This window comes from Pseudomonas sp. CFBP 8758 (assembly GCF_014841725.1).
In the GTDB taxonomy this organism is placed as follows: domain Bacteria; phylum Pseudomonadota; class Gammaproteobacteria; order Pseudomonadales; family Pseudomonadaceae; genus Aquipseudomonas; species Aquipseudomonas baltica.
In genome coordinates this window covers 25,098-51,655 of sequence record NZ_JACYUK010000006.1, presented here as the reverse complement: position 1 = coordinate 51,655, position 26,558 = coordinate 25,098, and the positions used below count along the sequence as shown (strand labels likewise).

Annotated in this window: 20 protein-coding genes; 8 read left to right on the top strand and 12 right to left on the bottom strand. The window is 63.4% G+C overall.

Translation table 11 applies throughout. The annotated features are described in order from the left end of the window. Positions 1-14 precede the first annotated feature (14 nt). From IFT75_RS14230 to glgA, 9 genes are all read right to left on the bottom strand, one after another. On the bottom strand, positions 15-623 hold the full coding sequence (locus tag IFT75_RS14230) for a class I SAM-dependent methyltransferase (protein ID WP_192055276.1): 609 nt from the start codon (positions 621-623) through the stop codon (positions 15-17). After that, the gene (locus tag IFT75_RS14225; protein ID WP_122477836.1) at positions 620-1,378 is read right to left on the bottom strand and encodes a PIG-L deacetylase family protein; all 759 of its coding nucleotides are present in this window, start codon (positions 1,376-1,378) and stop codon (positions 620-622) included. Before IFT75_RS14225 ends, IFT75_RS14230 begins: the two co-directional genes overlap by 4 nt. Then, complete coding sequence (locus tag IFT75_RS14220; protein ID WP_192055275.1) at positions 1,375-2,382, bottom strand: acyl-CoA dehydrogenase family protein; 1,008 nt, start codon at positions 2,380-2,382, stop codon at positions 1,375-1,377. Before IFT75_RS14220 ends, IFT75_RS14225 begins: the two co-directional genes overlap by 4 nt. Beyond that, the gene (gene glgX / locus IFT75_RS14215; RefSeq protein WP_122477839.1) at positions 2,379-4,541 is read right to left on the bottom strand and encodes a glycogen debranching protein GlgX; all 2,163 of its coding nucleotides are present in this window, start codon (positions 4,539-4,541) and stop codon (positions 2,379-2,381) included. The genes IFT75_RS14220 and glgX overlap by 4 nt, the downstream gene beginning before the upstream one ends. A gap of 222 nt (positions 4,542-4,763) precedes the next feature. Then, positions 4,764-5,114, bottom strand: a complete 351-nt coding sequence (locus IFT75_RS14210; RefSeq protein ID WP_192055273.1) for a DUF2934 domain-containing protein — start codon at positions 5,112-5,114, stop codon at positions 4,764-4,766. Positions 5,115-5,128: 14 nt separating this feature from the next. Then, positions 5,129-7,918, bottom strand: coding sequence for a malto-oligosyltrehalose synthase (locus tag IFT75_RS14205; protein WP_192055271.1), 2,790 nt, complete (start codon positions 7,916-7,918; stop codon positions 5,129-5,131). Next, positions 7,915-9,999, bottom strand: a complete 2,085-nt coding sequence (gene malQ / locus IFT75_RS14200) for a 4-alpha-glucanotransferase (protein WP_192055269.1) — start codon at positions 9,997-9,999, stop codon at positions 7,915-7,917. The genes IFT75_RS14205 and malQ overlap by 4 nt, the downstream gene beginning before the upstream one ends. Then, entirely contained in the window at positions 9,996-11,789 is a 1,794-nt protein-coding gene (gene treZ, locus IFT75_RS14195) for a malto-oligosyltrehalose trehalohydrolase (RefSeq protein WP_185793242.1), read from the bottom strand. Before treZ ends, malQ begins: the two co-directional genes overlap by 4 nt. A gap of 35 nt (positions 11,790-11,824) precedes the next feature. After that, positions 11,825-13,387, bottom strand: a complete 1,563-nt coding sequence (glgA, locus tag IFT75_RS14190; protein ID WP_122477847.1) for a glycogen synthase GlgA — start codon at positions 13,385-13,387, stop codon at positions 11,825-11,827. A gap of 403 nt (positions 13,388-13,790) precedes the next feature. Here glgA and gnd point away from each other — a divergent pair, with 403 nt between their 5' ends. The 5 genes from gnd to nudC are packed head-to-tail and all read left to right on the top strand — an operon-like array spanning position 13,791 to position 20,068. Further along, positions 13,791-15,005, top strand: a complete 1,215-nt coding sequence (gene gnd, locus IFT75_RS14185; protein ID WP_446731072.1) for a phosphogluconate dehydrogenase (NAD(+)-dependent, decarboxylating) — start codon at positions 13,791-13,793, stop codon at positions 15,003-15,005. Next, the gene (zwf, locus tag IFT75_RS14180; protein WP_192055268.1) at positions 15,002-16,510 is read left to right on the top strand and encodes a glucose-6-phosphate dehydrogenase; all 1,509 of its coding nucleotides are present in this window, start codon (positions 15,002-15,004) and stop codon (positions 16,508-16,510) included. Before gnd ends, zwf begins: the two co-directional genes overlap by 4 nt. Continuing rightward, positions 16,507-17,334, top strand: a complete 828-nt coding sequence (locus tag IFT75_RS14175; RefSeq protein ID WP_185793244.1) for a Cof-type HAD-IIB family hydrolase — start codon at positions 16,507-16,509, stop codon at positions 17,332-17,334. The genes zwf and IFT75_RS14175 overlap by 4 nt, the downstream gene beginning before the upstream one ends. Positions 17,335-17,391: 57 nt before the next feature. Then, the gene (locus tag IFT75_RS14170; protein ID WP_185793245.1) at positions 17,392-19,206 is read left to right on the top strand and encodes a glycoside hydrolase family 15 protein; all 1,815 of its coding nucleotides are present in this window, start codon (positions 17,392-17,394) and stop codon (positions 19,204-19,206) included. Positions 19,207-19,237: 31 nt separating this feature from the next. Then, the gene (gene nudC / locus IFT75_RS14165) at positions 19,238-20,068 is read left to right on the top strand and encodes an NAD(+) diphosphatase (RefSeq protein WP_185793246.1); all 831 of its coding nucleotides are present in this window, start codon (positions 19,238-19,240) and stop codon (positions 20,066-20,068) included. Here nudC and IFT75_RS14160 read toward each other — a convergent pair. Further along, entirely contained in the window at positions 20,036-20,827 is a 792-nt protein-coding gene (locus IFT75_RS14160; protein WP_185793247.1) for a TSUP family transporter, read from the bottom strand. The genes nudC and IFT75_RS14160 overlap by 33 nt on opposite strands. Positions 20,828-21,082: 255 nt before the next feature. Then, a complete protein-coding gene (gene tkt, locus IFT75_RS14155; RefSeq protein ID WP_185793248.1) occupies positions 21,083-23,152 on the bottom strand; it encodes a transketolase in 2,070 nt (689 codons plus the stop codon). Positions 23,153-23,379: 227 nt separating this feature from the next. On the opposite strand from tkt, the gene hemB reads away from it, so the two are divergent. Further along, positions 23,380-24,354 carry a porphobilinogen synthase gene (gene hemB, locus IFT75_RS14150; protein WP_192055266.1) on the top strand — a complete coding sequence of 325 codons (975 nt, stop codon included), beginning with the start codon at positions 23,380-23,382 and terminating at the stop codon, positions 24,352-24,354. A gap of 9 nt (positions 24,355-24,363) precedes the next feature. On the opposite strand, the gene IFT75_RS14145 is transcribed toward hemB, so the two are convergent. Next, a complete protein-coding gene (locus IFT75_RS14145; protein ID WP_185793250.1) occupies positions 24,364-24,786 on the bottom strand; it encodes a DUF4174 domain-containing protein in 423 nt (140 codons plus the stop codon). Here IFT75_RS14145 and IFT75_RS14140 point away from each other — a divergent pair. Together IFT75_RS14140 and IFT75_RS14135 are read left to right on the top strand one after the other, a co-directional pair. Further along, complete coding sequence (locus IFT75_RS14140) at positions 24,785-25,243, top strand: hypothetical protein (protein ID WP_244652756.1); 459 nt, start codon at positions 24,785-24,787, stop codon at positions 25,241-25,243. The two genes, IFT75_RS14145 and IFT75_RS14140, sit on opposite strands and share 2 nt — an antisense overlap. 214 nt (positions 25,244-25,457) lie before the next feature. Then, positions 25,458-26,396 (top strand): hypothetical protein, encoded by a 939-nt coding sequence (locus tag IFT75_RS14135; protein WP_192055264.1) that lies wholly within the window; start codon positions 25,458-25,460, stop codon positions 26,394-26,396. Positions 26,397-26,558: the final 162 nt, after the last annotated feature.

The following is a 26,558-nucleotide window of genomic DNA, read 5'->3' as shown; positions in this document are numbered from 1 at the left end:
GCGTGTTCCAAGGGTCAGCGCAATCCCTCGTGCTGGGCGACGGTCGTCGACTCGCAGCTCCACAGTTCCAGTAGAAAATCACCCTCCCTGTGTTCCACCAGCCGGTGCATGCCCAATTCCGCGTGCAGCTGTTCGTGGACCTGCGTGGCCGTCTGCGGCGCACCCTCGATGCTCGCCAGCCAGTGACAGGCAACCACCTGGCCACCGGGGTTCAAGCAAGCACGAGCTTTCTCGATGACCTGGCTGAGGTCGGCGCGACTCAGGTAGTAACCCAGTTCATTGAGCACGATGAGGTCGAAGCGCTCGCCTGGCCAGTCGGCGGGCAGGGCAGCCTGTCGCGCCTGGGCGTGGGCGATGTCGCTCAGGCGCGCCTGGGTCAGGCCCACCGCGCGGGTATTCATGTCGCAGCTGAGCAGGGAGTCGCAGCGCGTGGCCAGTGCCAGGCTGGTCTCGCCGTTGGCACAACCGGGCTCGAAGATCGCGCCATATCGCTCCTGCGGCAGGCAGGCGAGCAGCAATGCCCGCTTGCGCCGCTCGTACCAGCGATGACGCATGGCCCAGGGGTCGTCGTTGCCCTCGTAGAGCTTGTCGAAATACTGGTTGTCGACGCTTTGTCCGCTCATAGAAACACCACCTCGAACGGCTGCAGCAACCGCTCCAGAACGTAGGGGGGCAGCACAGGCGCCAGGCCTATCTGTGGATCGCCTTCCAGCTGACTGGCGAAGGCATGCACCGCATGGCTCTTGCGCGCCACCATCACCTTGTCCAGCGGCAGCTTGCGCGCGCGCGACCATGGGATCCGATCGTCTTCGGGCTGCGCCCAGTGCCAGGTCCAGATCGGCAGTTCATGATGGCTCGCGCCAGCAGCCGCGGCCGCCGTTGCGCCCGCACGGCCTACCGCCTCATGGTCGGTGTGGCCATCGTTGCACCAGGTGCTGAACACCACATCGGTGGGCTTGAGGTAGCGCTGAATGAACTCGGTGAGTCGTTGCTCTTCGTGCGCCACACCGCTGTCGGCAAAGCCTCCGCGAATCCATTGCAAGCTGTGCAGGGGTAGGCCCAGACGGTGCAGCGCCTCGGCGCTCTCCTGCGGGCGCACCGCGCTGAGGCGTTCGGCGGGCCACGTCTGCGAGCCCGGATGGCTGGCGCTGCCGTCGGTGACGGAAATGATCAGGATCTGCCGATCCAGCCCTGCCAGCAATTGCAAAAGCCCACCACAGCCGAGCACTTCATCGTCCGGATGCGGGGCGATGATCACCGCCCGCGAGCCGGCCGGTACCAGTGTCTGGGCGTCGATCAATGGCAGTTCGGCCAAGTGTCGCGAGCCGCGCCAGGCCTGCAGGGGCGTGCCCTGGCCTACGATAGGGTTTTCTTTCATAAACTCCAGGTCCGCGTCGTGGGGGCGCCGAGCAACTGGCCCAGCGCAGCGAGGTCGCGCTCGGCATGGCTCTGTCGCAGGTATACCGGCAGATCGGCGATCAACCGGGCGAAATGAGGATCCTTGCAGTACGGGCCCGCGCCCAGGGCTCGGCCGACATGGCTGATGACGGTGTCGGCGGTGTGTTCAGCCACCGCGCGGCACAGTCGCGCCGAATGCTCGAAATGGCCATCGGGCTGCTGGTCGGCAGCAATGGCGGCCTGGCGCAGGACGGCAATGCAGGCCGCCAATGCTCGATCCACTGCGCCCAGGTGCGCCAGTGCATGAGGTTCGGGCCGGGCATGGCAGTGCTGGGCCAGATAGCGCCCAAGCTCGCGGGCAGCACCGAACCAGCACGCGGCGATGCCGATGCCGCCCAGCCAGAAACCGGGGCGGTTGAGGTAGCTTCCTGCGGTTCCGACGCACCAGCCCTCGGCGTTTTCCAGCAGGATCTCGACGCTGCCGGTGTTGGCCATGCCCACGGCGTTCCAGCCGTCGTCGGTGACGCACAGGTTGGCCTGGTCCATCGGCACCGCGACCAGTTGTTGCTGGCCATCGTCATCCCAGGCCGTAAGCAGGCCATGGGTGACGACGCTGGCGCCCGAACACCAGGCCTTGCGGCCGCTGAGCAGCACGCGGTCACCTTCGTGGCGAACCATCACCCGTGCCTGGGGCGGCTCCGAGGCCCAAGTGCCCCAGATCGAGCCCTCGGGCGCGGGATCGGCGCCCAGTTCCTGCATGATGGCCAACGCGTCAGTGTGGCCTTCGTACAGTTTGCACAGGCCCAGATCATGCCCGGCCACGGCCGCCAGGCACTGCCAGCGCTGCAAAGTGTCGCCGCCGGCGGGCAGCGGCAGGCTGTCCAGGCCCGAGGCGCACAGCCGCCGCAGTTCCTTGCCCAGTGCCGCAGTGTCGGCGTAACCCTGCGCCGGCCAAGTCAGAGCCTCGGTCAGGGTCGGTTTCATTCTTCGACATCCCGGTGCAGTTCGAACATCAGCATCGAGCGACCGGTCACCTGGAATTCGCTGCCGAATTCCAGACGCTCATGCTCACCCAGATCCGGGCGGTTGGTGTCGATGCGGCAATTCCAGTATTCACCTTCCGGTACTTCGGGAAGGGTGAAGTTGACGACGTCATGGTGAGCATTGACGATCAGCAGCAGGGTCGCATCGGCGCCCGGTTTGCGAATGCCACTGGGCTGCGCGCGGCCATCGAGCATCATCCCCAGGCAGCGGCCATGGGCGTCTTCCCATTGCTCGGCGGTCATCTCGTTGCCCAGCGGGTCAAGCCAGGTCACGTCCTTGACGCCGATGGCTTCGTTGTACTCGCCGACCAGAAAGCGATTGCGGCGCAGGATCGGGTAGCTGTTGCGCAGCTTGATCAGGCGTTTGACGAAACGCAGCAGGCCCTTGCCGTCTTCGTCGAGCTCCCAGTTGACCCAGCCGATCTCGCTGTCCTGGCAGTAGGCATTGTTGTTGCCACCCTGCGTGCGCGAGAACTCGTCGCCGGCGACGATCATCGGCGTACCTTGGGAGAACAACAGGGTGGTAAAGAAGTTGCGCATCTGGCGCAGGCGCAGTTCGATGATTTCCGGATCGTCACTGGGGCCTTCGACACCGTGGTTCCAGGAGACGTTGTTACTGGTGCCGTCCTGGTTGTCTTCGTCGTTGTCTTCGTTGTGCTTGTCGTTGTACGACACCAGGTCGCGCAGGGTAAAGCCATCGTGCGCGGTGATGAAGTTGACCGAAGAATAGGGCCGGCGACCGCGCTGATTGAACATGTCGCCCGAACCGGTCATGCGCGCGGCGAAGTCGGCAAGCTGGCCGTCGTCACCTTTCCAGAACGCCCGTACGGTGTCGCGGAAGCGATCGTTCCATTCGGCCCAACCCGGCGCGAAGCCGCCCACCTGATAACCACCGGGGCCACAGTCCCACGGCTCGGCGATGAGCTTCACCGAGCGCAGCACCGGGTCCTGGCGACAGGCAACGAGGAAGCTGTGACGTTCCGAGAAGCCGTCGTGGTAGCGGCCGAGGATGGTTGCCAGGTCGAAGCGGAAACCGTCGACGTGCATTTCCGAGGCCCAGTAGCGCAGCGAGTCGGTGACCATCTGCAACACGCAGGGATGGCTCAGGTCCAGCGTGTTGCCGGTGCCTGAGTCGTTGATGTAATAGCGCTTGTTCTCGGGCATCAAGCGATAGTAGGAAGCGTTGTCGATGCCGCGCATCGACAGCGTCGGCCCTTGCTCGTTGCCTTCGGCGGTGTGGTTGTAGACCACGTCGAGAATGACTTCCAGGCCGGCGTCGTGCAGGTGCGCGATCATCTCCTTGAACTCGGCTATCTTGCCGCTGGCGATGTAGCGCGAATGCGGCGCGAAGAACGCAATGCTGTTGTAGCCCCAGTAGTTGTTGAGGCCTTTCTGCAACAGGTGCTGGTCGTTGACGAAGCCATGGATCGGCAGCAACTCGATCGACGTCACCCCCAGGTTCTTCAGGTGGTCGACCACTTCCGGCACGGCGAGGCCGGCGAAGGTCCCGCGCAGGGACTCAGGCACGGCAGGGTGCTGCATGGTCAGGCCGCGCACATGGGCCTCGTAGAAGATGGTCTTGTCCCACGGCACACTGACGCGATGGTCGCGGCCCCAGGTGTAGGCCGGGTCGATGACTTTGCTCTTCGGCACGAACGGAGCGCTGTCGCGTTCATCGAAACTAAGGTCACCATCGGGATGGCCGATGGTATAGCCGAACAGGGCCTCGGACCACTTGAGTTCGCCTACCAGCTGCTTGGCGTAGGGGTCGATCAGCAGCTTGTTGGGGTTGAAACGGTGGCCGTTCTCGGGGTCGTAAGGGCCATGCACACGGTAGCCGTAGATCAGCCCTGGGTGGGCGTCGGGCAAGTAGCCGTGGTAGATCTCGTCGGTATACTCGGGCAACTCGATGCGCTCGATTTCCTCTTCGCCACTGGCATCGAAGATACAAAGTTCGACCTTGGTGGCATTGGCGGAAAACAGTGCGAAGTTCACACCCAGACCGGTCCAGGTGGCGCCAAGCGGGAAGGGCAGGCCTTCGCGAATACGCGACGGTTCGGTCGGTTCTGGCGCGGGTGCAGCTTTCTTGTGCGGACTCATGGTCGATCCTTGCTCTTGTTTTGCACGCATACGGCGCAGGCAGATGTCATAGCATCATCGGTGTCTTCAGAGTCGGGAGGTGCTGAGGCAGGCAACGGGTCGGTGAACGTGCCGTCCGGGTGACGGGCACGTGAAGTTCGGTAACTGCAGCCATCCAGCCCTGGGGCTGGACCGACGGAAGATGTGCCCGCGTGCCAGGTAGCGGCAGTACGCGGGCGGGTGTCACTTTGCAGCGGGCTTTTTCGGTGGACGCGGCTTCTTCGGTGCCGGTGGCTTGCCAGCACCGTCGGCCTTGGCGGCGGGATCCGCTGCTGCATCGGCTGGCTCAGCAGCCTTGCCCGGGGCCTTGGGTTTGGCAGCAGGACCCTCGCCAGCTGGCTTGGGCTTGGGCTGAGCGGCCGCCTTGGGCTTGGCCGCAGCTTTGCCCTTGGCCGGCTTGGAAGGTGCTAGCGCCTCAGCCTCGGCCAGTTTGCGTGCCATCTCCCAATGGCGCTCGTCCTGCCCTTCGGGCTGACCTTCGGATTCCCAGATCTGATAGGCGAATTCGCGGACTCGTTTATCGTCGGCACTCATTTCAACGCTCCTTATTACAGCTCACTTTGTAGGAAGAGATTGACGGGAAACTCTTTCAGCGCAGTGCTCACCAACAATTCCTTCTCTGCTGTGACTGCGTGGTCGGAGAAAAGTCCCTTCAATGTAGCCCCGGATTGCACCGATGGCAAAACGACACGGGTGTCGCCCCAAGCGCTGGCATCGATCAAAGGCGTCTGGGCATCGGCCAACAGGCCGCTGGCCAGACGGGGCACGATCACTATGGCCGTCGTGCCGTCCAGTACGCGAGCGAACGCGTGAATGCGATCGGCATGCACACCCTGGACGTCGAGCTTCTGGTAGCTGCCGTCCCGGAATAGCGCCGGGTGTGCGGCACGAGCCTGAAGCGTGCGCTGGATCATGGCCTGCTTGATGCGACCATCGTGCCAGTCTTGCAGCAATTCGCTGACCGCAGGGCGGGCGTCGAGCGAATGTTCGCGTGCGGCGTAATCCACCGGACGACGATTGTCCGGATCGACCAGGCTGAAATCCCAGTACTCGGCGCCCTGATACAGATCGGGGATGCCGGGCACGGTCATGCGCAGCAGGGTTTGCACCAGGCTGTCCAGCGCGCCGCTGGGCGCAATGGTGCGACTGGCGGCGGCAATGGCATCGCGCAGCGGGCGACCCTTGTCGCTCAGCAGCAATTGCTCGAGAAAGTCGCGGCAGGCTGTTTCGTAGGCTTCGTTCGGCGCACTCCAACTGCTGATCAGCTTGGCTTCGCGCAACGCCTTCTGTTGCCATTGGTACAGGCGCTCGGCGTAGGCGGTCAGGCCTTCGACGTCGTCACTGCGCAAGTCCAGCGGCCAGCTGCCCAGCAGTGCCTGGTAAAGCATCAGCTCGTCGCCACCACTCGGTGCATGGCCGTCGCCGAAGGCACTGCGCAGCGGCGCAGCCAGCTCCAGCCATTGCTGCACTTGCTCGACGTACCAGGGTGCGCGCTCGCTGAGCACGGCCAGGCGCGTACGGGTGTCTTCGCCCCGCTTGTGGTCGTGGGTGGCAGTGGCCAGCAGATTGTCCGGGAAATGCTCGAGGCGCTGCTGACAGGCCTGGTCGAACGCTTCCGGGGTGCCGGCGAACAGTTCGGTCTCGAAACCGACGTCGTTGCGCGAAAGCAATACGGCAGAGCGGTAGAATGCAGTGTCCTCGACAGCCTTGGCCGCCGCCGGCGATGTCAGTTGCTGGAAGCGCACGCAGGCGTGGCGAATCAGCTTGCGTCGACGGCCGATGGGCAGCGCGCGCCAGCGTTCGCCACCCAGCCAGCGCTGCAGGTAATCGAGTACCGGCCAGTCGGCTTCGCCCAACGTACCGCGTGCGCCGTCCATAGCCTTGTGGAAGAAAGCTTCGTCTTCAGCCGGGCGTCCGCACGGGTTGATATAGGTACGGTACACCGGGAAGTGCACGATCAGCTCTTGCAGCGCTCGGCGGATGGCGCCCAGGGTCAGGTCGCGGCTCATCAAGTCGCCGCGGGCCACTTGCAGCAAGGCCTGGGCCACGGACTCGAAATCGCCGGCGAGGGAACCGTTGAGTACCAGGTTGCGAGCCACGTGGGCTTCTTCGATGAACTCGCTGGGGCGGCCACTGACGCGGCTCCACAGCTCGCCCAGTGGCTGCTCGCCGTCAGGATCATGCTGCAGCAACGACACCTGGTTCATGAACTCGTAGCCGGTGGTGCCATCGACCTGCCAGTCACGGTGCAGTGTTTCGCCTGCGCCCAGAATCTTCTCGACGTAGATCGGTACGTGATCGATGCGCGCGGACTCCGGGCGCTGCTGCAACAGGGCGTTGACCCGACGTCGCAGTTTGCGCGAATAGCCACGCGGGTCGGCCAGGCCGTCGATATGGTCGATACGCAAGCCGTCCACCAGGCCTGCGCCGATCAGTTCGAAGATCTTCGCATGGGTCGCTTCGAACACCGCCGGCCGCTCGACACGCAGGCCGCCCAACTCGTTGACGTCGAAGAAGCGCCGCCAGTTGATGTCGTCACCGGCGGTGCGCCAGCTTGCCAGGCGATAGGATTGTCGCTCCAGCAGCTCGTGCAGGCGGTTGAAGCCTTCGTCGCTGGTAGCATCGAACTGGGCCAGGGAGGCTTGGATGGCATCGTTCAGGCCGCCGCTGGCGACACGGGTCGCCAGATCGGCTTGCAGCGTGCGAGCCTCGCCGTACGCGTCGTCGCTGCCATGCAGGTTGGCGAAGCGCGCGCCCAACTCGCTGACCGGTGCATTGCCCGACGCCGCCAGGATGTGCGGGTAGTCGATCGGACAGATCGGAAAGCGATGCTCGTAGTGCTCAACGAAAAAGCTGCCTTGCTCGGCGTCGAACTTCAGTACCAGTTCACCGCCCTGCAGGGCTGCGCCGTAGTCACTGCCGAGAAAGGGCAACAGCAACTGGCCTTCGAGCAACGGGTCGGGCGAGTGCCACTGAATGTCGAAGAACTCCGAATACGGGCTGCGACGCCCCCACTCGAGCAGGTCGAGCCACCACGGGTTGTGCGCACCCCCCACGGCCATGTGATTGGACACGATGTCGAGGATGAAACCCATGTCCTGCTCGCGCAGCGCTGCGATCAGCCGCTCCAGCGCGGGCTGGCCACCCAGTTCGGGGTTGACCTGGGTCGGGTCGACGACGTCGTAGCCGTGCATCGAGCCGGGGCGGGCCTTGAGAATGGGAGACGCGTACACGTGGCTGATGCCGAGCCGGGAAAAATACGGCACCAGGCGAGCGGCATCATCCAGGGTGAAATCCTTGTGCAACTGCAGCCGAACGCTGGCCGTCATTTTTTTCATCGGTAACGCTCACTGGCTTGTTGGCGGGCGCAGGCCAGCAGCTCTAGGCGTCTGGCAGCGTCTTCATCGTCGAGAAGATTCTGGGCATGGGCGCTGTAGCGGCGGCGCCAATTGGGATGACTGTCTATGGTGCCCGGCAGGTTCGCCTGTTCCTCGATACCCAAGGCATCGTCGATCGGCAGCAATACCAGCGGAGCAGGGGTCTGGCCAAGGAAGCGGGTACTGGCGTCGATCATCGCATCGATGTCGTCCACGCCCTCCACCTGGCTCTGCTGCAGCTCGTGTGCAAGCACCTGGCGCAACGCGCGACGCTCGTGCTCGCGGGTCTCGCGCCAGTGTTTCTCGGTCGGCTCGTCGATCAGTTCCAAGTCGCGGTTCCAATCGATGTCACGCCCGCGCCACCAACCGTTGAGGGTCGGCAGGTCGTGGGTGGTCGAGGTGGCCAGGGCGTTGTCTGGCCACGCTTGATTCTCGATGAACACGCCGTCGTTCTGTTCGAACAGCAGCACGCGCATCCCCAGCATCTGCCGGGCTGCCAGCTTCTCACGCAAGCCATCGGGCACCGTGCCGAGGTCTTCGCCCAGCACCACGGCGTGGTGACGGTGGGATTCGAGCGCGAGCAGGCGCAGCATGTCGTCGATGGGAAACTGCAGGTAGGCACCTTCGCCAGGCTTGGCGTCGGCCGGAATCAGCCACAGGCGCTGCAAGCCCATGATGTGATCGATGCGCAGGCCACCGGCGTGGGCGAAATTGGCCCGCAGCATCTCGATGAATGCGCGGAAGCCATTGCGCTGCAGACCCTCGGGCGAGAATGCCGAGATGCCCCAGCTTTGCCCCGAACGATTCAGAATGTCAGGCGGCGCGCCCACGGTCAGGTCGGCGAGCAACTCGTCCTGACGGCTCCAGGCCTGGCTGCCGGCACCGTCGGCACCCACGGCAAGGTCGGCGATCAGACCGATCTTCATGCCGCTGCTGCGCGCCGCTTGTTGCACCTTGGCCAGGCAGCGGTCGATCAGCCATTGGCAAAATGCATGAAAGGCGATCTCATCGCCGTGGGCTGCAGCGAACTCGGCCACGGCCGTGCCGCGTGGGTCATGCCACTGCTGGGGCCACTGGCGCCAGTCGAGGCTTTCACCGCGAGCCTTGAAGACGGCCTGCAAAGCCTCGTAGCGGCAGTGATTCTCCAGCGCTTCGCCACCGGTGTGGCGGAACGCGTTGAAATCCGCATTGAGGGGGTGTTCGTTCTGGCAGAAGCTGTCATAGAGCGCACGCAGCAAGCGCTGCTTGGCCCCGGCGGCAGCTGGCCAGTCCACCAAAGGCAACGCTTCCAGCGCGTGCAGGGTATCGCCCAACCCGGAAGTTTCGATAGCGGTGCGCACGGCGTCTTCACCGAGCACCGCGGCAGGTGCCGCGTACAGGCTGTTGAGAAACAGCCGGCTCGAAGGCGAGTAGGGGCTGTAGCGCGTGTTGTCGCTGCTGCTCATGGCGTGCATGGGGCTGATCGCCAAGGCATCGGCACCGCGCTCGCCGGCACTGCGCACCAGCGTTTCCAGGGCTTGGGTGTCGCCGAAGCCGCCATCACCGCTGCGGCGCACTGCGTACAACTGAACACTCAGCCCCCAGGCGTGGGCCGTGTCCTGGCCATAGGCGTCGGCTACGCTGAAGCAGCGTGGTGGCGCTACAGCCAGGGTGAAATGCTGCTGCTCGATGTGCACGTCCTGATAACCGACGGGCAACAGGCCGGGCAGGGCGCCGTTTTTGTCCAGGCTCAGCGACAGCGTACTGCCGTCTTCCAGCTTGACTTCGCAGGCCGTACCCGGCTCGAAGAACCGCGCAAGATCGAGCGGCTGGCCGTGTTCGACCGTCAACAGTGGGGGCAGGCGATGCGACTGTGCCGTCTTGCGCAACTCGTCCAGGCTTTGCTCGACCTCTTGCACTGAATCGGCAGGATGGCCCAGGCCACGCAGCACCTTGCGCAGGACACCGTCGGCAACCGTCTGCGGCTTGCCATTGGCATCGGTCCAGTCGACGGCGATGCCGGCGCGCTCGGCAAGATCGTGGAGTTGGCGTTGTTCGGTCATACCGCTGTCTCCGAGTCACCCGCCGGAATCAAGCTGACCAGAGCGGTAAAGGCGGGCAGTCCTTGGTTCAGTACGGTGGTGGTGTCGTTCTGGGGCCGGCTGTCGAACAGCAGGTGTTCGGTCTGCAGATGGGCCGGCACGGTCGCCTCGCTCAGGTTCAGATCGATGCGCAACACGCTGCCATCGCCCATTCGCCATTTTGCCGTCACCGCCTTGTCGGCCAATACCTGCGCACCCAGTGACTGGGCACCATCGAGCCGCGGCACGATCTCGTCGCGGCGCAAGGCCAGCAACTGGCGATACAACTGCACCCAGGCCCCGTCCTGGCGGAACTGGAATTCGGCGAAGTCCGGCCGCGACGCTTCGAACGTGCTGGCAGCGTTCGGATCGGGAATCTTCGCCCGGGTTGCTTCGTTGGCGAAGGCGTCGAACGCGGCAAACTCGGCGCGACGCCCCTCGCGGACCGCTTCGGCCAATTCGCCGTGGTGATCGGTGAAAAACAGGAACGGCTCGTCGGCGGCCCACTCGTCGCCCATGAACAGCATGGGAATCATCGGAGACAGCAACAGCAAGGCAGTGGCGGCGCGCAGGGCCGGTTCGCTGCACAGCAGACTCAGGCGCTCACCCATGGCGCGGTTGCCGATCTGGTCGTGGTTCTGCAGAAACAGCACGAAGGCAGTGGGCGGCAGATGACCGCTGGGTTCGCCACGCGATTCGCCCTTCTGGTTGGTATCGCCCTGATAGATGAAACCCTGACTCAGGCAACGCGCCAGCTTTTCGGTCGACTGTTCGCTGAAGTCGGCGTAGTACGCCTCGTCTTCGCCGGTCAGCAGTGCATGCAGCACGTTATGACCGTCGTCGTTCCACTGCGCGTCGTAACCCTGCTCGAGCAGATGAGCCTGGTTGTGCTCGTTCTCCAGCATCAGCCAGACGTGTCGATCGGCGCCGACCTGCTCGCGCAGGGTGGTGGCCATCTCCTGCAGGAAGGTCGGGTCCTGAATGGCATGCACGGCGTCGAAGCGCAGGCCGTCGAAACGGTATTCGAGCAGCCACATGGCGGCGTTATCGATGAAGAAACTTCTTACCTCATCGCGGCGGAAGTCGATGGCATCGCCCCACGGGGTTTTCTTGTCGTGGCGGAAGAAGCCCTTGGCGTAGCGGCCAAGGTAATTGCCATCGGGGCCGAAGTGGTTGTAGACCACATCGAGGATTACCATCAGGCCATGGCCATGGGCGCAATCGATCAAATGCTTGAGCTGTTCGGGTGTGCCGTAGGAGGCTTCCGGAGCATACGGCAGGACGCCGTCATACCCCCAGTTGCGTTCGCCCGGGAATTCGGCGATGGGCATCAACTCGATCGCGGTGACGCCCAGGGCTGCAAGGCGTGCCAGGTGGGATTCGACACCGGCGTAGCCGCCCAGCGCACCCACGTGCAGTTCATAGATGACCGCCTGGGACCATGGTCGGCCCAGCCAGCTGGTGTTCTGCCAACTGTAGGCCAGCGGGTCGACTACAAGGCTGGCTGAATGCACGTCGTCCTGCTGGGCGCGGGACGCCGGGTCAGGCACTGCCATCTCGCCATCGATATCGAAACGGTAGGCGGTACCGGCCGCGCACTTGTGTTCCAGGGTGAACCAGCCGTCGTTGCCGGCGAGCATGGGCAACGATTCGCCGTCGGCGACCTGCAGCCCGACCGAGAAAGCGTCCGGTGCCCACAATGCAAAGTGAGTGAGCCCGGAGTCCTGCATTACTGCACCGTGGGACCAGGTTTCAGTTTTCCGTGAAGGCATCGATGAAACCTCTTCCATTTATTGATTGATCGCCGTTATTTATGATTCGCAGAAGTCTTGCTGCCATGGACCAGCGCCTGATAAAGCTCGGCGTAAGGCTCCACCGCCTCGCTCCAGTTGAAAGGCTGGGTCATCGCGCGGCAGCGCATGGCGTTCAGCAGTTCGGGCTTGCCGAAGACATAAAAGGCGCGCGCCAGGGCGGCCTTGTAGCTCTCGATGGTCGACTCGCCGAACAGAAAACCGGTTACCCCGTCCTCGATGGTGTCGGCCAGGCCCCCGGTGTTGCGCGCCACAGGCAGCGAGCCGAAGCGTTGTGCATACATCTGGCTCAGGCCGCAGGGCTCGTAGCGTGACGGCATCAGCAGGAAGTCGCTGCCGGCGAACATGCGTCGCGCATCGGTTTCGTTGAAGCCGATGCGTACACCCACGCGACCGGGGAAGCGCAGGGCGAGCTCGCGCATGGCCTGCTCTTCCTCGGGCTCGCCGCGGCCGATGATGATCACCTGGCCACCGTTTTCGACGATGAACTGTGTCACGCCTTCGGTAAGGTCCAGGCCTTTCTGGTAGACCAGGCGGGACACCACGGCGAACAGGGGGCCATCAGATTCTTCGATTTCGAACAGCTTGCGCACGTGGGCCGCATTGACCGCCTTGCCTTCCCAGTCGTTCAGGCTGAACGGGCAGACCAGGTGCGGGTCGGTGGCCGACTCCCAGCTGGCGTCGATGCCGTTGGGAATGCCGCTGAGTTTGCCTTGCTGCGCCTTGCTGCTGAGGAAGCCTTCCAGGCCGCAACCGAATTCAGGCGTGGTGATCTCTTCGGCATAGGTCGCGCTCACCGTGGTGATGTGGTTCGCGTAGGCCATGCCGGCCTTGAGAAACGACAGCTTGCCGAAGAACTCCATGCCGTCCTGCTGCATCGCATGGTTGGGAACGCCCAGCTCGGGGCAGCAGCCGCGGCTGAACACGCCTTGGTAGGCCAGGTTGTGGATGGTGAACAGGGTAGGCGTACGCAGACCACGCCAGTGCATGTAGGCAGGCGCCAGGCCGGCAGGCCAATCGTGGGCGTGCACCAAGTCGGGCTTCCAATGCACCATGCCCTGGCCTGCGGCGATGTCGGCGGCTGCCAGGCCCAGGCGGGCGAAGCGGATATGGTTGTCCGGCCAGTCGCGACCGTTGTTGGCGCCGTAGGGGGTGCCATCGCGCTCATACAGTTCTGGGCAGAGCAACACGTAGATGACCAGCCCGTCGGGCATGTCCATGCGGCCGATCTTGCACGGTGGCAGGGCGGCATGGCCGCTGAGTTCGCCGACCACGTGAATCGGGTTGTCGCTGTTGAGCACTTGCGGGTAGCCGGGAATCAGTACGCGAACGTCATGTACCTGACTCATGGCGCGTGGCAGCGCCGCCGACACGTCACCCAGGCCGCCGGTCTTGACCAGGTCGGCAATTTCCGATGTCACGAAAAGAACTTTTTGTTTGTGGGCGCCAGACGGCGTCTGCAGTGCTTTGCTGGTAGGCGTGGGAACCTGCAAGTGGGCGGGTTCCGCCGCTTGCCTGTTGAAACGCTCTCCGTGGTTTTCGACAGCGGCACTGATCATTGTTCTCTCCCGTGCATTACGTACTTGTATGGCAGATCCTGACTCTAAAAAAAGCGCTGATCGATTAGCGCTTCCCGCTGACACACGCACAGGCGCCGCAGGCAACGGCGTTCCTGCCGCAGGCTGCAATGATTCACGGGATGGCAGGCTTGGCGGACAAGAAACAGCAAATAACCTGCTCCCTATCCTGACCTGTCTGATTTGCAAAAAGTTTCGAGTTTTTTGCATCGGATTTCCAAGCGATACATCGCCTGTGGCCTGAGTGTAGGAGATCCGCCATTTTTTTGGGCCAGGCGCGCGACTGACGGCCGATAATTATTGGCACACTCGTACTACAGGCCTCTGCCAGAGGGCTTCCAGCGCACTTTGGCTGTGCGCCGAAAGCGCTTTTGCGCGGTCGTCCATGCCTGCCTCGCAAACCGTTGCGATTTGTGTCGGATCCCAGGTATGGACGTTGATGAAATCGACAAAAAAAGCCAAGTTTTGCCCAGCGTCGCAATCGACCAAAGGTATACTCGGAAACTTACCGGTATCGTCCGGGACTAACTTGGAAGCTCGATCGGGCAATACCCGTACAGGCTTTCAGGACAACACCGTTCAAGAAATATCTTCTTCAAGCAACATAGAGTGGAGCTCTCGCATGCAACTGGGAATCATTGGGCTGGGCCGCATGGGCGGCAACATCGCCAGAAGGTTGATGCGCGCGGGTCATCAAACGGTGGTCTTCGATCGCAATCAGGATTCAGTGCATGGCCTGGCCGGTGAGGGCGCCATCGGGGCCGCCGATCTAGCCGATCTGGTGAGCAAGATGGACACGCCGCGCGCGGTCTGGGTCATGCTGCCCGCCGGCGCTCCGACCGAGGCGACCATCGCCCAGCTGGGCGATCTGCTCGAGCCGGGCGACGTGATCATCGACGGGGGCAACACCTTCTACAAGGATGACATCCGTCGCGCACGCGAGCTGGCGGCACGCCAGTTGCACTACGTCGACGTCGGCACCTCTGGCGGCGTGTGGGGCCTGGACCGCGGCTATTGCATGATGATCGGCGGCGAGCCGGACATCTTCGAACGCCTCGACCCACTGTTCGACTGCCTGGCGCCGGGCATGGGCGACATCCCGCGTACCCGTGATCGCAACAGTTCGGACGATCGTGCCGAGCGTGGCTACATCCATGCAGGTCCGGCCGGTTCCGGGCACTTCGTCAAGATGATCCACAATGGCATCGAGTACGGCATGATGCAGGCCTTCGCCGAGGGCTTCGATATCCTCAAGACCAAATCCAGCAGCGAGCTGCCGGAAGATCAGCGTTTCGACCTCAACCTGGCCGATATCGCCGAAGTCTGGCGTCGCGGCAGCGTGGTGTCGTCGTGGTTGCTCGATCTGACGGCCGATGCCCTGGCCAGCGATCAGCAGCTGAGTCAATATTCCGGCGTCGTGTCGGACAGTGGTGAAGGCCGCTGGACCATCGACGCAGCGGTCGAGCAGGCCGTTCCGGTACCGGTGTTGTCCAGCGCCTTGTTCGCGCGTTTCCGCTCGCGTCAGGACGCGACCTACGGTGACAAGATCCTCTCGGCGATGCGCTTCGGCTTCGGCGGTCACGTCGAGGTTCCCAAATGAGTAGAGCGACCTCGAAAGTAGATGCCGCTCCACCGTCAACCCTGTTTCTGTTCGGCGCCCACGGCGACCTTGTCAAACGCTTGCTGATGCCGGCCTTGTACAACTTGAGCCGGGATGGACTGCTGGACAACGGCCTGCACATTGTCGGGGTCGATCACAACGAGGTGAGCGACGCGGATTTCGCCGCCAAGCTCGAAGCCTTCATCATCGAACAGGCGCGCGCCAAGGGCATCGACGAGCCGGACAAAGTGCTGGATCCGGCGCTCTGGGCCAAGCTGCGCAAGCGCATCAGCTACATTTCCGGCGACTTCCTCGACGACGCCACCTACCAGGCGATTGCCGAGCGCATCGAAGTCAACGGTACCGGCAATGCCATGTTCTACCTGGCCACCTCGCCGCGCTTCTTCAGTGAAGTCGCGCAGCGACTGGGCAGCAGCGGGTTGCTCAAGGAGCAGCCTGACGCCTTTCGCCGGGTGGTGATCGAAAAACCCTTCGGTCACGACCTGGCGTCCGCCGAAGCGCTCAACGCCTGCCTGTTGAGCGTGATGAGCGAGAAGCAGATCTATCGCATCGATCATTACCTGGGCAAGGAGACGGTGCAGAACATTCTGGTCAGCCGTTTCTCCAACGGTATTTTCGAAGCGTTCTGGAACAACCACTACATCGACCACGTGCAGATCACTGCCGCCGAAACGGTCGGGGTTGAAACCCGTGGCAATTTCTACGACCAGACCGGCGCGTTGCGCGACATGGTCCCCAATCACCTGTTCCAGCTGTTGGCGATGATTGCCATGGAGCCCCCGGCGGCCTTCGGCGCCGACGCGGTCCGCGGCGAGAAGGCCAAGGTGATCGGCGCCATTCGCCCCTGGTCCAAGGCCGATGCCTTGAAGAATTCGGTCCGTGGCCAGTACACCGCGGGGCAGGGCGACAAGCCCGGCTATCGCGAGGAGCCCAAGGTCGACCCGCAGAGCAGCACTGAAACCTACGTGGCGCTCAAGGTCATGGTCGACAACTGGCGCTGGGTCGGTGTGCCGTTCTATCTGCGCACCGGCAAGCGCATGAGCGTGCGCGACACCGAGATCGCCATCTGCTTCAAGCCGGCGCCCTACGCGCAGTTCCGCGATACCGAAGTAGACCGGCTCAAGTCCAACTACCTGAAGATCCAGATCCAGCCAGACGAGGGCATGTGGTTCGACCTGCAGGCCAAACGCCCCGGCCCGGCAATGGAGCTGGAGAACGTCAAGCTGGGCTTCGCCTACAAGGACTTCTTCCAGATGCAGCCGTCCACGGGCTACGAGACGTTGATCTACGACTGCCTCATCGGCGACCAGACCCTGTTCCAGCGCGCCGACAACATCGAAAATGGTTGGCGCGCCGTGCAGCCGTTCCTCGACGCCTGGCGCGAGGGCGGCAGCATTGCCATCTACGCGGCGGGCGAAGACGGTCCGGAGGCGGCCGACGAGTTGTTGGCACGCGATGGCCACCACTGGCATCGACTGGGATGAGTGCGGCTTCGCAAGACCTCATCCAGTTCGTCCTCAGCGACATGGACGGCACCCTGCTGATGCCCGATCACAGCCTGAGCCCCGCGGTTATCGAAGCGGTGGCGCAGCTGCGCGAGGCAGGGGTGCGGTTTACCCTGGCGAGCAGCCGCCCGCCGCGGGCCATGCGCCAACAGATTCAGACCTTGGGAATCGACCTGCCGACCGCTGCATTCAACGGTGGCGTATTGGTCAATCCCGACGGCAGTGAGCTGCAGTCCCACTGGGTGGAGCGCGCGGCGGTCGATATTTGCCTGGCGTTGTTTGCCCAGCACCGGCTGGACGTCTGGGTGTTCGCCGACGACCAGTGGCTGGCACGCGACCGCGACGCTCACTATTTTCCCAAGGAGCTGCACGCTCTGGGCTACGAGCCGTTGATCGTCGACGATTTCACGCCCTATCTGGACCGCGTGCACAAGATGGTCGCCACCTCCAGCGACTTCCAACTGCTGATCGATCTGGAACGGCAGCTGCAGGGGCCGCTGAGCGGCAAGGCGATTGCGGCACGCTCGCAGCAGTATTACCTGGACATCACCGCGGTGTTGGCCAACAAAGGCGAAGCCCTGGCAACCTTGGCTGCCGGTTTGAGCATTGACCTGGCCAACACCGCCGTATTGGGTGACGGCGCCAACGATGTGGCCATGTTCAAGCGGGCCGGTTTTTCCGTGGCCATGGGCCAGGGCGAGCAGGCGGTGCGCGACCAGGCCGATGCAGTGACCGCCAGCAATGCGGCAGACGGCGTGGCGCAAGCCATTCATGAGCTGATATTGCCCCGCGCTCGACGTTGATACAGTTTTCCGGCGTGGCACCGACTTCCGGTCCGCGCCCGTGGTCATGAGGGTTCCATGCCGGCACTGATCGAAGACTATGCCCTGTTGGGCAACTGCCGTACCGCTGCTCTGGTTGACAAGTCGGGTTCGCTGGATTGGTTGTGCTTTCCTCGTTTCGATTCCCCTGCCTGTTTCTCGGCCTTGCTGGGTGACAGCGAAAACGGCCGCTGGCGTATCTGCCCCAGTGATGCCTTGACCGCTACCGAGCGCCGCTACCGCGACAGCACGATGATCCTGGAGACGGTGTTCCATACCGAGCACGGCAGCGCCATGCTCGTCGACTGGATGCCGGTGGGTGACCAGGACTGCGTAGTGCGCACGGTGGTCGGCCTGAGCGGGAAGGTCGCTTTCGACATGGAGCTGGTCATGCGCTTCGACTACGGCAGCAGCGTGCCCTGGGTCGAGCAGGCCCATCCCCGGACCCTCACTGCGGTGGCCGGCCCCGACATGCTGGTGTTGCGCAGCGCGTCCGACCTGCACGCGGTGGACCACCGCACCGGCAGCCGCTTCACGGTCGCCGCCGGCGAGCGGCTGTGCTATCGCCTGAGTTTCCAGGCCTCGCACCTGCCGCTGCAACCGGCCGTGGATGCCGACCGCTGCCTGGCCGAAACCGAGCGCTACTGGCATGAGTTCGCCGAGCGCTGCCCCGACGTGGGGGCATGGACGCCGCTGGTCAAGCGCTCGCTGTTGACCCTCAAGGCCATGACCTATGCCCCCACGGGCGGCATCGTCGCTGCGGTCACCACCTCGCTGCCCGAGCAGTTGGGCGGCGAGCGCAACTGGGATTATCGTTACTGCTGGCTGCGCGATGCCACCATGACCTTGCTGGCCTTCATGAACCTGGGCTACTACGAAGAAGCCGCTGCCTGGCGCAAGTGGTTGATGCGTTCGGTTGCCGGCAACCCCGAGCAGATGCAGATCATGTACGGCCTGGCCGGCGAGCGCCGATTGCCCGAGCAGACCCTGCCATGGCTGGCGGGCTACGAGGGTTCGGCGCCGGTGCGCATCGGCAACGGCGCCGCGACCCAGCGGCAGCTGGATGTCTACGGCGAAGTGGCCGACGCCATGAGCCAGGCCATCCGCGCCGGACTGCCGCGACACCCCCGTGGCGCCGCGATTTTCCGCGTCATACTGCCGTACCTGGAAAGCATCTGGGAGCAGCCGGACGAGGGGATCTGGGAGATTCGCGGTGCGCCGCAGCACTTCACCCACTCCAAGGTCATGGCCTGGGTAGCTTTCGACCGTGCGGCGAACCTCGCCGAGCCCACAGAGGAGGGACGGGAGCAGGCCGCGCGTTACCGCGCCGTCGCCGACCGCATCCATGCCCAGGTCTGCAGCCGAGGCATCGATGCGCAGCTGGGGCATTTCGTTCAGGCCTATGGCTCGACCCATACCGATGCCAGCCTGCTGCAGATTGCCTTGACCGGTTTCCTGCCGCCGGACGATCCGCGGGTGGTGGCGACCGTGGCACGTATTGAGAGCACGTTGATGCGCGACGGTCTGCTGCTGCGTTACGACACCGCCCACGGGGTCGATGGCTTGGACCCTGGCGAAGGGACTTTTCTGGTGTGCTCTTTCTGGCTGGCCGATGTCTATGTGCTGCAAGGCCGCATGGCCGACGCCGAACGGCTGTTCGAGCGCCTGGCCGGTCTGTGCAACGACGTTGGCCTGCTGGCCGAGCAGTACGACCCACAGGCGGGGCGCATGCTGGGGAATTTTCCCCAGGCGTTCAGCCAGTTGGGCATCATCAATACCGCGCTCAACCTGTACCGCGCGCAGAACCCGGCCCAGGCCCGCGCTGCCGCCGCCGTGGGCGCGCGCGTGGAATGATCGCGCGGCTGCAAAACGAGGATTCGATTCGATGAGTGAACGCTGGACCACAGCGGTGCTCGATACCGCACAACCCGGTGGCTGGGCCGTGGCTCGCAGCAGTCAGGGATTTCTCTGCAACGCCCAAGGCGTACTGTTCGAGCGTGACTGGCTCAGGCAGCAACCCATCGATGTCCTGACCGAACACGGCATCGGGCATTTCGACGGCCGGCCGGTGTACCTTCTGGAGCTGCGCAGCCCGGACGCACCGGACGGCTGCCACTGGCAGGGCCTGCGGCAGTTCATGCTCGAAGGCGATTTCCAGGTCTACCGCATGCTCGGCTATGCCGCGCAGATTGGCACCTGGGCGCGTGAGCATCGGTTTTGCGGCAGTTGCGGCGGCCCGACATTGCAGGTGCCAGGTGAACGTGCGATGCATTGCGCGCGCTGCGAGTTGCGCAGCTATCCGCGGATCTCGCCGAGCATGATCGTACTGGTCACCCGCGGCGATGAAGTCTTGCTGGCTCGCTCTCCACGGTTCGTGCCGGGTGTCTACAGCACGTTGGCCGGCTTTGCCGAGCCGGGCGAGTCTGCCGAAGACTGCCTGCGCCGTGAGGTGATGGAAGAGGTGCAGGTGAGCGTACGCAACATCCAGTACATCGGCAGCCAATGCTGGCCGTTTCCGCATTCGATGATGCTGGGTTTCCATGCCGAATACGCCGCCGGCGAGATCGTGCCCCAGCTCGACGAAATCGAAGACGCCCAGTGGTTTCGCATCGATGCATTGCCGGCCCTGCCGGCCGGGCGCTCGATTGCCCGGCATCTCATCGACCTGTACGTGGGGCGCCGCTCAGGCCTGCCCGAACCAGTGCTGCCAGGCTAGCCGCACGGTCAGGGCCAGCACGATGGTAATGAACACCGGGCGGATGAACTTGGCGCCGCCGCCGATCGCCGTGCGTGCGCCGAAGAACGCACCCACCGTCACTGCCAGGCCCATGCTCAGGCCGATCAGCCAGTCGACCTGACCGCTGATGATGAACACCGTAAGTGCGGCGATGTTGCTGACGAAGTTCATGCTGCGCGCCACGCCGCTGGCGCGGACCAGGTCCAGTGGGTACAGCAGCATCGTGCTGACGGTCCAGAAGGCCCCGGTGCCGGGGCCTGCCACGCCATCGTAGAAGCCCAGCGTCAAGCCTTGGGGCAATTGCCATTTGCGCTTGATCGGCGCGTGGCTGTCCAGCGGCGCCTTGGGTGTACCGCCGAACAGCAGGTACAGGCCGCAGGCGAAGACGATCACCGGCAGCATCCGGTTCAGCCATTCGGCAGGCATGTAGTGCGCCGCACCCGCACCGAGAAACCCGCCGACCAGGGTGCCCAGCAGCGCATTCTTCCATTGCTGCGGATGGAACAGCTTGCGTTTGTAGAAGGTATAGCTTGCAGTCGCGGCGCCAAAGGTCGAGCTGAGCTTGTTGGTGCCCAGCACCAGGTGCGGTGGCAAGCCTGCAGTGAGCAGGGCCGGCGTGGTGAGCAGGCCACCGCCGCCAGCGATGGCGTCGATGAACCCGGCCACGAATGCTACCAGCACGAGAATGAGCAGGACGCTCGGCGTGACGCTGAGATTGGACAGAAGATCGAAAGACATGGGGTCGGCTTCACGGCAGGGTGCATGCGAAAGGCGCAGGCGAATGCAGCCATTCTAGCCGGTGCGCGGCGCTGCATGCATCCGTAGGAACGGTCTTTGGCCGCGAATGGGAAGCCGCGGAGCCGCAGATGAACCGCGCCGCCCGTTTCGCGGCCAAAGACCGCTCCTACACAGAAGCCTGATACCGTAGGAGCGGTCAGCGGCCGCGAAAGCAACGCCGCGGAGTTCCAGGTTCACCGCGCCGCCGAGATGGGGCTAGCCGATCTGCTCTTTCGCCAGCTTCACCACATTGTCCACGGTGAACCCGAACTTGGCCTGCAACTTGTCGATCGGCGCCGAGGCCCCGAAGCTGTTCATCACCACCTTCGCACCGGTGGCACCCACGTAGCGATCCCAACCCAGCGGTCCGGCCTGCTCGATGGCCACGCGCGCAGTCACCGTAGCCGGCAGCACCTGTTCGCGATACTGCGCATCCTGCTCCTCGAACAACTCCCAGCACGGCAGGCTGACCACACGCGCCGCGATACCTTGCTCGTGCAACTGCTCATAAGCCTGCACAGCAAGGCCCACTTCACTGCCAGTGGCGATCAGAATCACCTGCGGATTCTCGCTGTCGGCCAATACATAGCCGCCACGGGCGACGCCCTCGGCACTGCCGAAGCGCTCGCGATCCAGGGTCGCCATAGGCTGACGCGACAGCACGATGCACGACGGCCGATCGGTCTGTGCCAAGGCAATCTTCCAGGCCTGGGTGGTTTCGTTGGCGTCGCCTGGGCGCAACGTCAGCAGCCCTGGGGTGGCACGTAGCTGGGTCAGGTGCTCGATGGGCTGATGGGTAGGGCCGTCTTCACCGACACCGATGGAATCGTGAGTGAAGACGAACACCACCGGCAACTCCATGATCGCCGCCAGGCGAATCGGCGGTTTCATGTAGTCGCTGAACACCAGAAAGGTCGAGGTGTACGGACGGATGTAGCACAGCGCCAGGCCATTGGCGATCGCGCCCATGGCGTGCTCGCGGATGCCAAAGTGCAGATTGCGCCCCCCAGGCTGGGTTGCCGAAAAACTGCCGGCACCGTCGAACGTCAGGTTGGTCTTGGTCGACGGCGACAGATCGGCCGAACCGCCCAGCAACCAGGGAATCTTCTTGGCGAACGCGTTCAGCACCTTGCCGCCCGCGGCACGCGTCGCCACACCCTTGGCGTCGGTGTCGAAGGCTTCCAGTTCGGCCTGCCAACCTTCGGGCATTTCCCCAGCGCGCATGCGCCGCAGTTCTTCGGCCAGGTCGGGTTCGCGTTCTGCCAGTGTCTGCAACTGCTGTTCCCACTGCGCATGGCGTTCACCATGGCTGTTCAGCAAAGTGTCACGCAGATGATGGGCCACGCTGTCAGGCACCGAGAAGCTGCTGTTCTCATCCCAGCCGTAGGCTTTCTTGGCCAGCTTGATTTCATCGTCACCCAGCGCTTCACCGTGGGCAGCGGCGGTGTTCTGTTTGTTCGGCGCGCCGTAGCCGATCACGCTGTCGACCATGATCAAGGTCGGCGCGTCGCGGTTCTGGGTGAACTGCTCGAAGGCTTTGGCCAACGCTTCGGTGTCGTTGGCGTCGGTGACGTGCAAGGTGTTCCAGCCGTAGCCCTTGAATCGGGTCAGCACGTCTTCGCTGAACGCCAGTTCGGTGTGGCCTTCGATGCTGATCGTGTTGTTGTCGTAGATCCAGCACAGGTTGGCCAGCTTCAAATGGCCGGCCATCGACGCGGCCTCGCTGCTGACGCCTTCCATCATGTCGCCGTCGCCGCAGATCGCGTAGACGTTGTAGTCGAACAGCTTCAGGTCGTCGCGGTTGAAGCGCGACGCCAGCCAGTGCTGGGCCATGGCCATGCCCACGCTGTTGGCGCAACCTTGGCCCAGCGGCCCGGTGGTAGTCTCGACACCGGTAGTGAAACGGTATTCGGGATGCCCGGGAGTCTTGGAGTCCATCTGCCGAAACTGCTTGATGTCGTCCAGGCTGACTGCAGGCTGGCCGGTCTTGGTCCCGTGCTCGTCGATTTCTTCGACGCCCGCCAAGTGCAACAGCCCGTACAGCAGCATGGAAGCATGGCCGGCGGAGAGCACGAATCGGTCGCGGTTGGGCCAGTCGGGATGCTCGGGGTGGTAGCGCAAGAAGCGGCTCCACAGGGTATAGCCCACCGGCGCCAGGGCCATGGGTGTGCCGGGATGCCCGGAATTGGCTTTCTGCACGGCATCCATGGCCAGCGTGCGCAGGGTATTGATGCACAGCTGGTCGGTGGCGGTGGAACTGGCTGGGTTGGAAACCTGATTTGTCATATTGATTCGATCCCACATTGAGTTCGCGAGGAAATCGCGGTGAAGATGTCGTCAGGGTTGACCCTTGAGCGGCCGGGTAAGTTGCGTTGCAAGGCTACCCTCTGCACTCCAACCAATTGTTACCTGCCGTGCAACTCAGCTTTATCGAAATCCGGTTTGCCCGGCGCCCGTCTCCCGGCCTAAGCTTGCCCGCTCGATGCCGTACGCCCTTATCAGTGGAATCCATGATGCCCATCCAGTTTCCTTCCGCCAGGCCGCGCCGCCTGCGCCGCAACGCTTCTTTCCGCGATCTGTTCCAGGAAGCCGAATTCAATCTTGGCGACCTGGTGCTGCCGATTTTCGTCGAAGAAGAGATAGACGACTTCGTGCCCATCAACAGCATGCCGGGAGTCATGCGCATTCCCGAGTCGAAGCTTGCGGGCGAGATCGAGCGCTACGCGCGTGCCGGCATAAAATCGGTGATGACGTTCGGTGTGTCTCACCACCTCGATGCCGATGGCAGCGACACCTGGAACGAAAACGGTCTGGTGGCGCGCATTGCCCGTATCTGCAAGGACACCGCTCCCGAGATGGTGGTCATGGCCGACACCTGTTTCTGCGAGTACACCTCCCATGGCCATTGCGGGGTTCTGCACGGTGACCATGTCGACAACGACGCCACCTTGATCAACCTCGGCAAGCAGGCCGTGGTTGCGGCCCGCGCCGGTGCCGATTTCATTTCACCGTCGGCGGCCATGGACGGCCAGGTGCAGGCGATCCGTGCTGCGCTGGACGAAGCCGGTTTCTTCGACACGTCGATCATGGCCTATTCGACCAAATTCGCGTCGTCGTTCTACGGCCCGTTCCGCGAAGCCGGTGGCACGGCCCTCAAGGGTGATCGCAAGACGTACCAGATGAACCCCATGAACCGTCGTGAAGCCGTGCGCGAATCGCTGCTCGACGAGCAGGAGGGCGCGGACGCCTTGATGGTCAAGCCTGCAGGGGCCTACCTCGACATCATTCGCGATATCCGCGAGGCGTCGCGCCTGCCGCTGGCTGCGTACCAGGTCAGTGGCGAATACGCGATGATCAAGTTTGCCGGCCAGGCAGGCGCGGTGGACGAGCAGCGTATCGTGCGCGAGAGCCTAGGCGCGATCAAGCGCGCCGGCGCCGACCTGATCTTCACTTACTTCGCCATGGACATCGCCCGCGAAGGCATCTGAATCGTCGATTCACTCGCCCTGGCGCATCGGCATGCGGTCGATGGTGCTGAACAAAGCCTGCGGATCGACAGGCCCCGGCTGGTCGACCTTGATGCCGCCGTCCTTGCCCACCAGCAAGACCCGGGCCTGGGCATCGGCCGGGTGCCTGAGCGCCTTGAGCAGCGCCGCGCTGGCCTCATTGCTCAACGGCTGGCCATTGCGGCTGGCCCGGCCGCCGACGATTTCGTAGAGCACCATTTCACGTTCGACGAACGCCTCGCGGTTGACCGGCTTGGCCAGCGCGGTGCGCAGGTCGACCAGGGTGGCATCGCGTGCATCAGGCGCAATGACGATCAGTGGACGACTCTGCCAACGTTCGGCAACCAGCGGGTTGGCGTCGCTGGCATGGGCCAGCGACGCGCCCAGCGCCAGGGCGGTGATCAGGTTTTTCATGTTCCATTTCCTTTCAACGAGCGGGGTCTGGCCCGACAGGGGCATTCTCGACAATGGCATTCCCGGTAGAACTTGGGCATGCGCGATGGGTTCCAAGCCGTATCGCTCCTGCGCAATGGGTAATGCAATGCCACTTAGAATCCAGCATCACGACATCGACCAAACCAACTTGCGCACCGTTAGTGAGATCTGGCTGGCGGGCCCGGCATGCACATTCAGTGCTGAAAGCGAGCTCGACACTCTGTGTTTCTGGCGTGGAAGGCCGGCTGTCAGCCACGACATGCTCAGCGAAGGCACCCATGAGCAGAATCTGCAGCGTCTGTGGCTGGTCATTCCTGACGTTGCCGATAATTCCGCCGTTGCGGCGGTAGAGGCCAGGCTGCGGACTGCTCTGGAAAAGCAGTACATGGAAGGTGAGTTCTATCCTGCGCAGCAGAAAACTACGACTGAGTTGTAGTCAACTCTATTTACGTTTCCAAACAATGCAGAAAGCCCGGTCAGTCATTGACGGTTCGGGCATATTGCATGAGCCTGCGTCTAGGTTTGCATCGTAACCTAATGATTTAAAAAGTTATTGTTTTTAAGTGGCGTGGCACGCGTGGTGCATTGTTCTCCCCGCAAGCATTACGTGAGCGATCACACACGTTGAACCTGCTAGGAGCACGACAATAATGATGACCCCTGCTGACCACCTTCCTCCTGCCGCGCTGTCCGCTTCGACGGACAGTTCCAATCACTCCGGTGTATCCTGGGCCGCGATTTTCGCCGGCGCAGCGGGTGCCGCCGCCTTGTCGATGATCCTGGTCGTGCTGGGCTTCGGCCTCGGATTTTCAGCCATATCGCCTTGGGCCGACAAAGGGGTCAGCGCAACGACCCTGGGCGTCTCCACAGTAATCTGGCTGACATTCACGCAAATCGTCGCTTCCGGAATGGGCGGTTATCTGGCCGGCCGCCTGCGGGTGAAGTGGGCCAACATGCACGGCGACGAAGTGTACTTCCGCGATACCGCGCACGGCTTCCTGGCGTGGGCAGTGGCCTCGCTGGTCACTGCGATGCTGGTGTTGGGTTCGGTCGGCAGTGCGATCGGCGGCGGCGTGCAGGCCGGTGCCAGCGTTGCCTCCGGTACCGCCGTGGCAGCGGGCAGTTCCGCGAATGACAACGCCAGCGACCCGTACGGCTACTTCGTCGACATGCTGTTTCGCGACAACCGCCCGGTAGCGGTCAGCGATGACGCAGCCCATGCCGTGGTGACCCGTATTTTCGCCCGGACTGTGAGCAACGACGGTCAGCTCGCCGGTGAAGACCGCGCCTACTTGGCGCAACTGGTCAGCCAGCGTACCAACTTGACCCAGGCTCAGGCCGAGCAGCGCGTCGATCAGGTCTACGGTCAGGCGTTGAAGTCGGTCGAAGACGCTGAAATGGCCGCCCGCCAGGCCGCCGATACCGCCAAGAAGGTTGCTGCCGCCACGGCGCTGTGGACGTTCGTCGCCTTGCTCTGCGGCGCGTTCTTCGCCAGCTTCGCGGCGACCTTCGGTGGCCGCAGCCGGGATGCCGTGGTCTGGCATGAACGCGACCGCACCCGCACTCACACACCCACTTCGATTCGCTGATCAAGGAGTAATGCCATGCGCTCGATTCTCTTGTTTTTCCTCGGTGTGCCTATCCCGATCATCATCTTGATCGCGCTGTTCATGCACTGATTCATCCAGCAGTTGCATGACAAAAAACGCCCCCGGCGCAATTACATTGCCCGGGGGCGTGTCGTTTGAGCC

Bases quoted from the DNA above. Each gene is read 5' to 3' on its own strand.
- treZ (WP_185793242.1), bottom strand. From the start codon at position 11,789: ATGCCTTCACGGAAAACTGAAACCTGGTCCCACGGTGCAGTAATGCAG.
- IFT75_RS14230 (WP_192055276.1), bottom strand. From the start codon at position 623: ATGAGCGGACAAAGCGTCGACAACCAGTATTTCGACAAGCTCTACGAG.
- glgA (WP_122477847.1), bottom strand. From the start codon at position 13,387: ATGATCAGTGCCGCTGTCGAAAACCACGGAGAGCGTTTCAACAGGCAA.
- glgX (WP_122477839.1), bottom strand. From the start codon at position 4,541: ATGAGTCCGCACAAGAAAGCTGCACCCGCGCCAGAACCGACCGAACCG.
- IFT75_RS14225 (WP_122477836.1), bottom strand. From the start codon at position 1,378: ATGAAAGAAAACCCTATCGTAGGCCAGGGCACGCCCCTGCAGGCCTGG.
- nudC (WP_185793246.1), top strand. From the start codon at position 19,238: ATGAGTGAACGCTGGACCACAGCGGTGCTCGATACCGCACAACCCGGT.
- IFT75_RS14205 (WP_192055271.1), bottom strand. From the start codon at position 7,918: ATGAAAAAAATGACGGCCAGCGTTCGGCTGCAGTTGCACAAGGATTTC.
- IFT75_RS14210 (WP_192055273.1), bottom strand. From the start codon at position 5,114: ATGAGTGCCGACGATAAACGAGTCCGCGAATTCGCCTATCAGATCTGG.
- IFT75_RS14220 (WP_192055275.1), bottom strand. From the start codon at position 2,382: ATGAAACCGACCCTGACCGAGGCTCTGACTTGGCCGGCGCAGGGTTAC.
- tkt (WP_185793248.1), bottom strand. From the start codon at position 23,152: ATGACAAATCAGGTTTCCAACCCAGCCAGTTCCACCGCCACCGACCAG.
- IFT75_RS14135 (WP_192055264.1), top strand. From the start codon at position 25,458: ATGATGACCCCTGCTGACCACCTTCCTCCTGCCGCGCTGTCCGCTTCG.
- malQ (WP_192055269.1), bottom strand. From the start codon at position 9,999: ATGACCGAACAACGCCAACTCCACGATCTTGCCGAGCGCGCCGGCATC.
- IFT75_RS14140 (WP_244652756.1), top strand. From the start codon at position 24,785: ATGTTCCATTTCCTTTCAACGAGCGGGGTCTGGCCCGACAGGGGCATT.
- hemB (WP_192055266.1), top strand. From the start codon at position 23,380: ATGCCCATCCAGTTTCCTTCCGCCAGGCCGCGCCGCCTGCGCCGCAAC.
- IFT75_RS14175 (WP_185793244.1), top strand. From the start codon at position 16,507: ATGAGTGCGGCTTCGCAAGACCTCATCCAGTTCGTCCTCAGCGACATG.
- IFT75_RS14160 (WP_185793247.1), bottom strand. From the start codon at position 20,827: ATGTCTTTCGATCTTCTGTCCAATCTCAGCGTCACGCCGAGCGTCCTG.
- IFT75_RS14170 (WP_185793245.1), top strand. From the start codon at position 17,392: ATGCCGGCACTGATCGAAGACTATGCCCTGTTGGGCAACTGCCGTACC.
- zwf (WP_192055268.1), top strand. From the start codon at position 15,002: ATGAGTAGAGCGACCTCGAAAGTAGATGCCGCTCCACCGTCAACCCTG.
- gnd (WP_446731072.1), top strand. From the start codon at position 13,791: ATGCCTGCCTCGCAAACCGTTGCGATTTGTGTCGGATCCCAGGTATGG.
- IFT75_RS14145 (WP_185793250.1), bottom strand. From the start codon at position 24,786: ATGAAAAACCTGATCACCGCCCTGGCGCTGGGCGCGTCGCTGGCCCAT.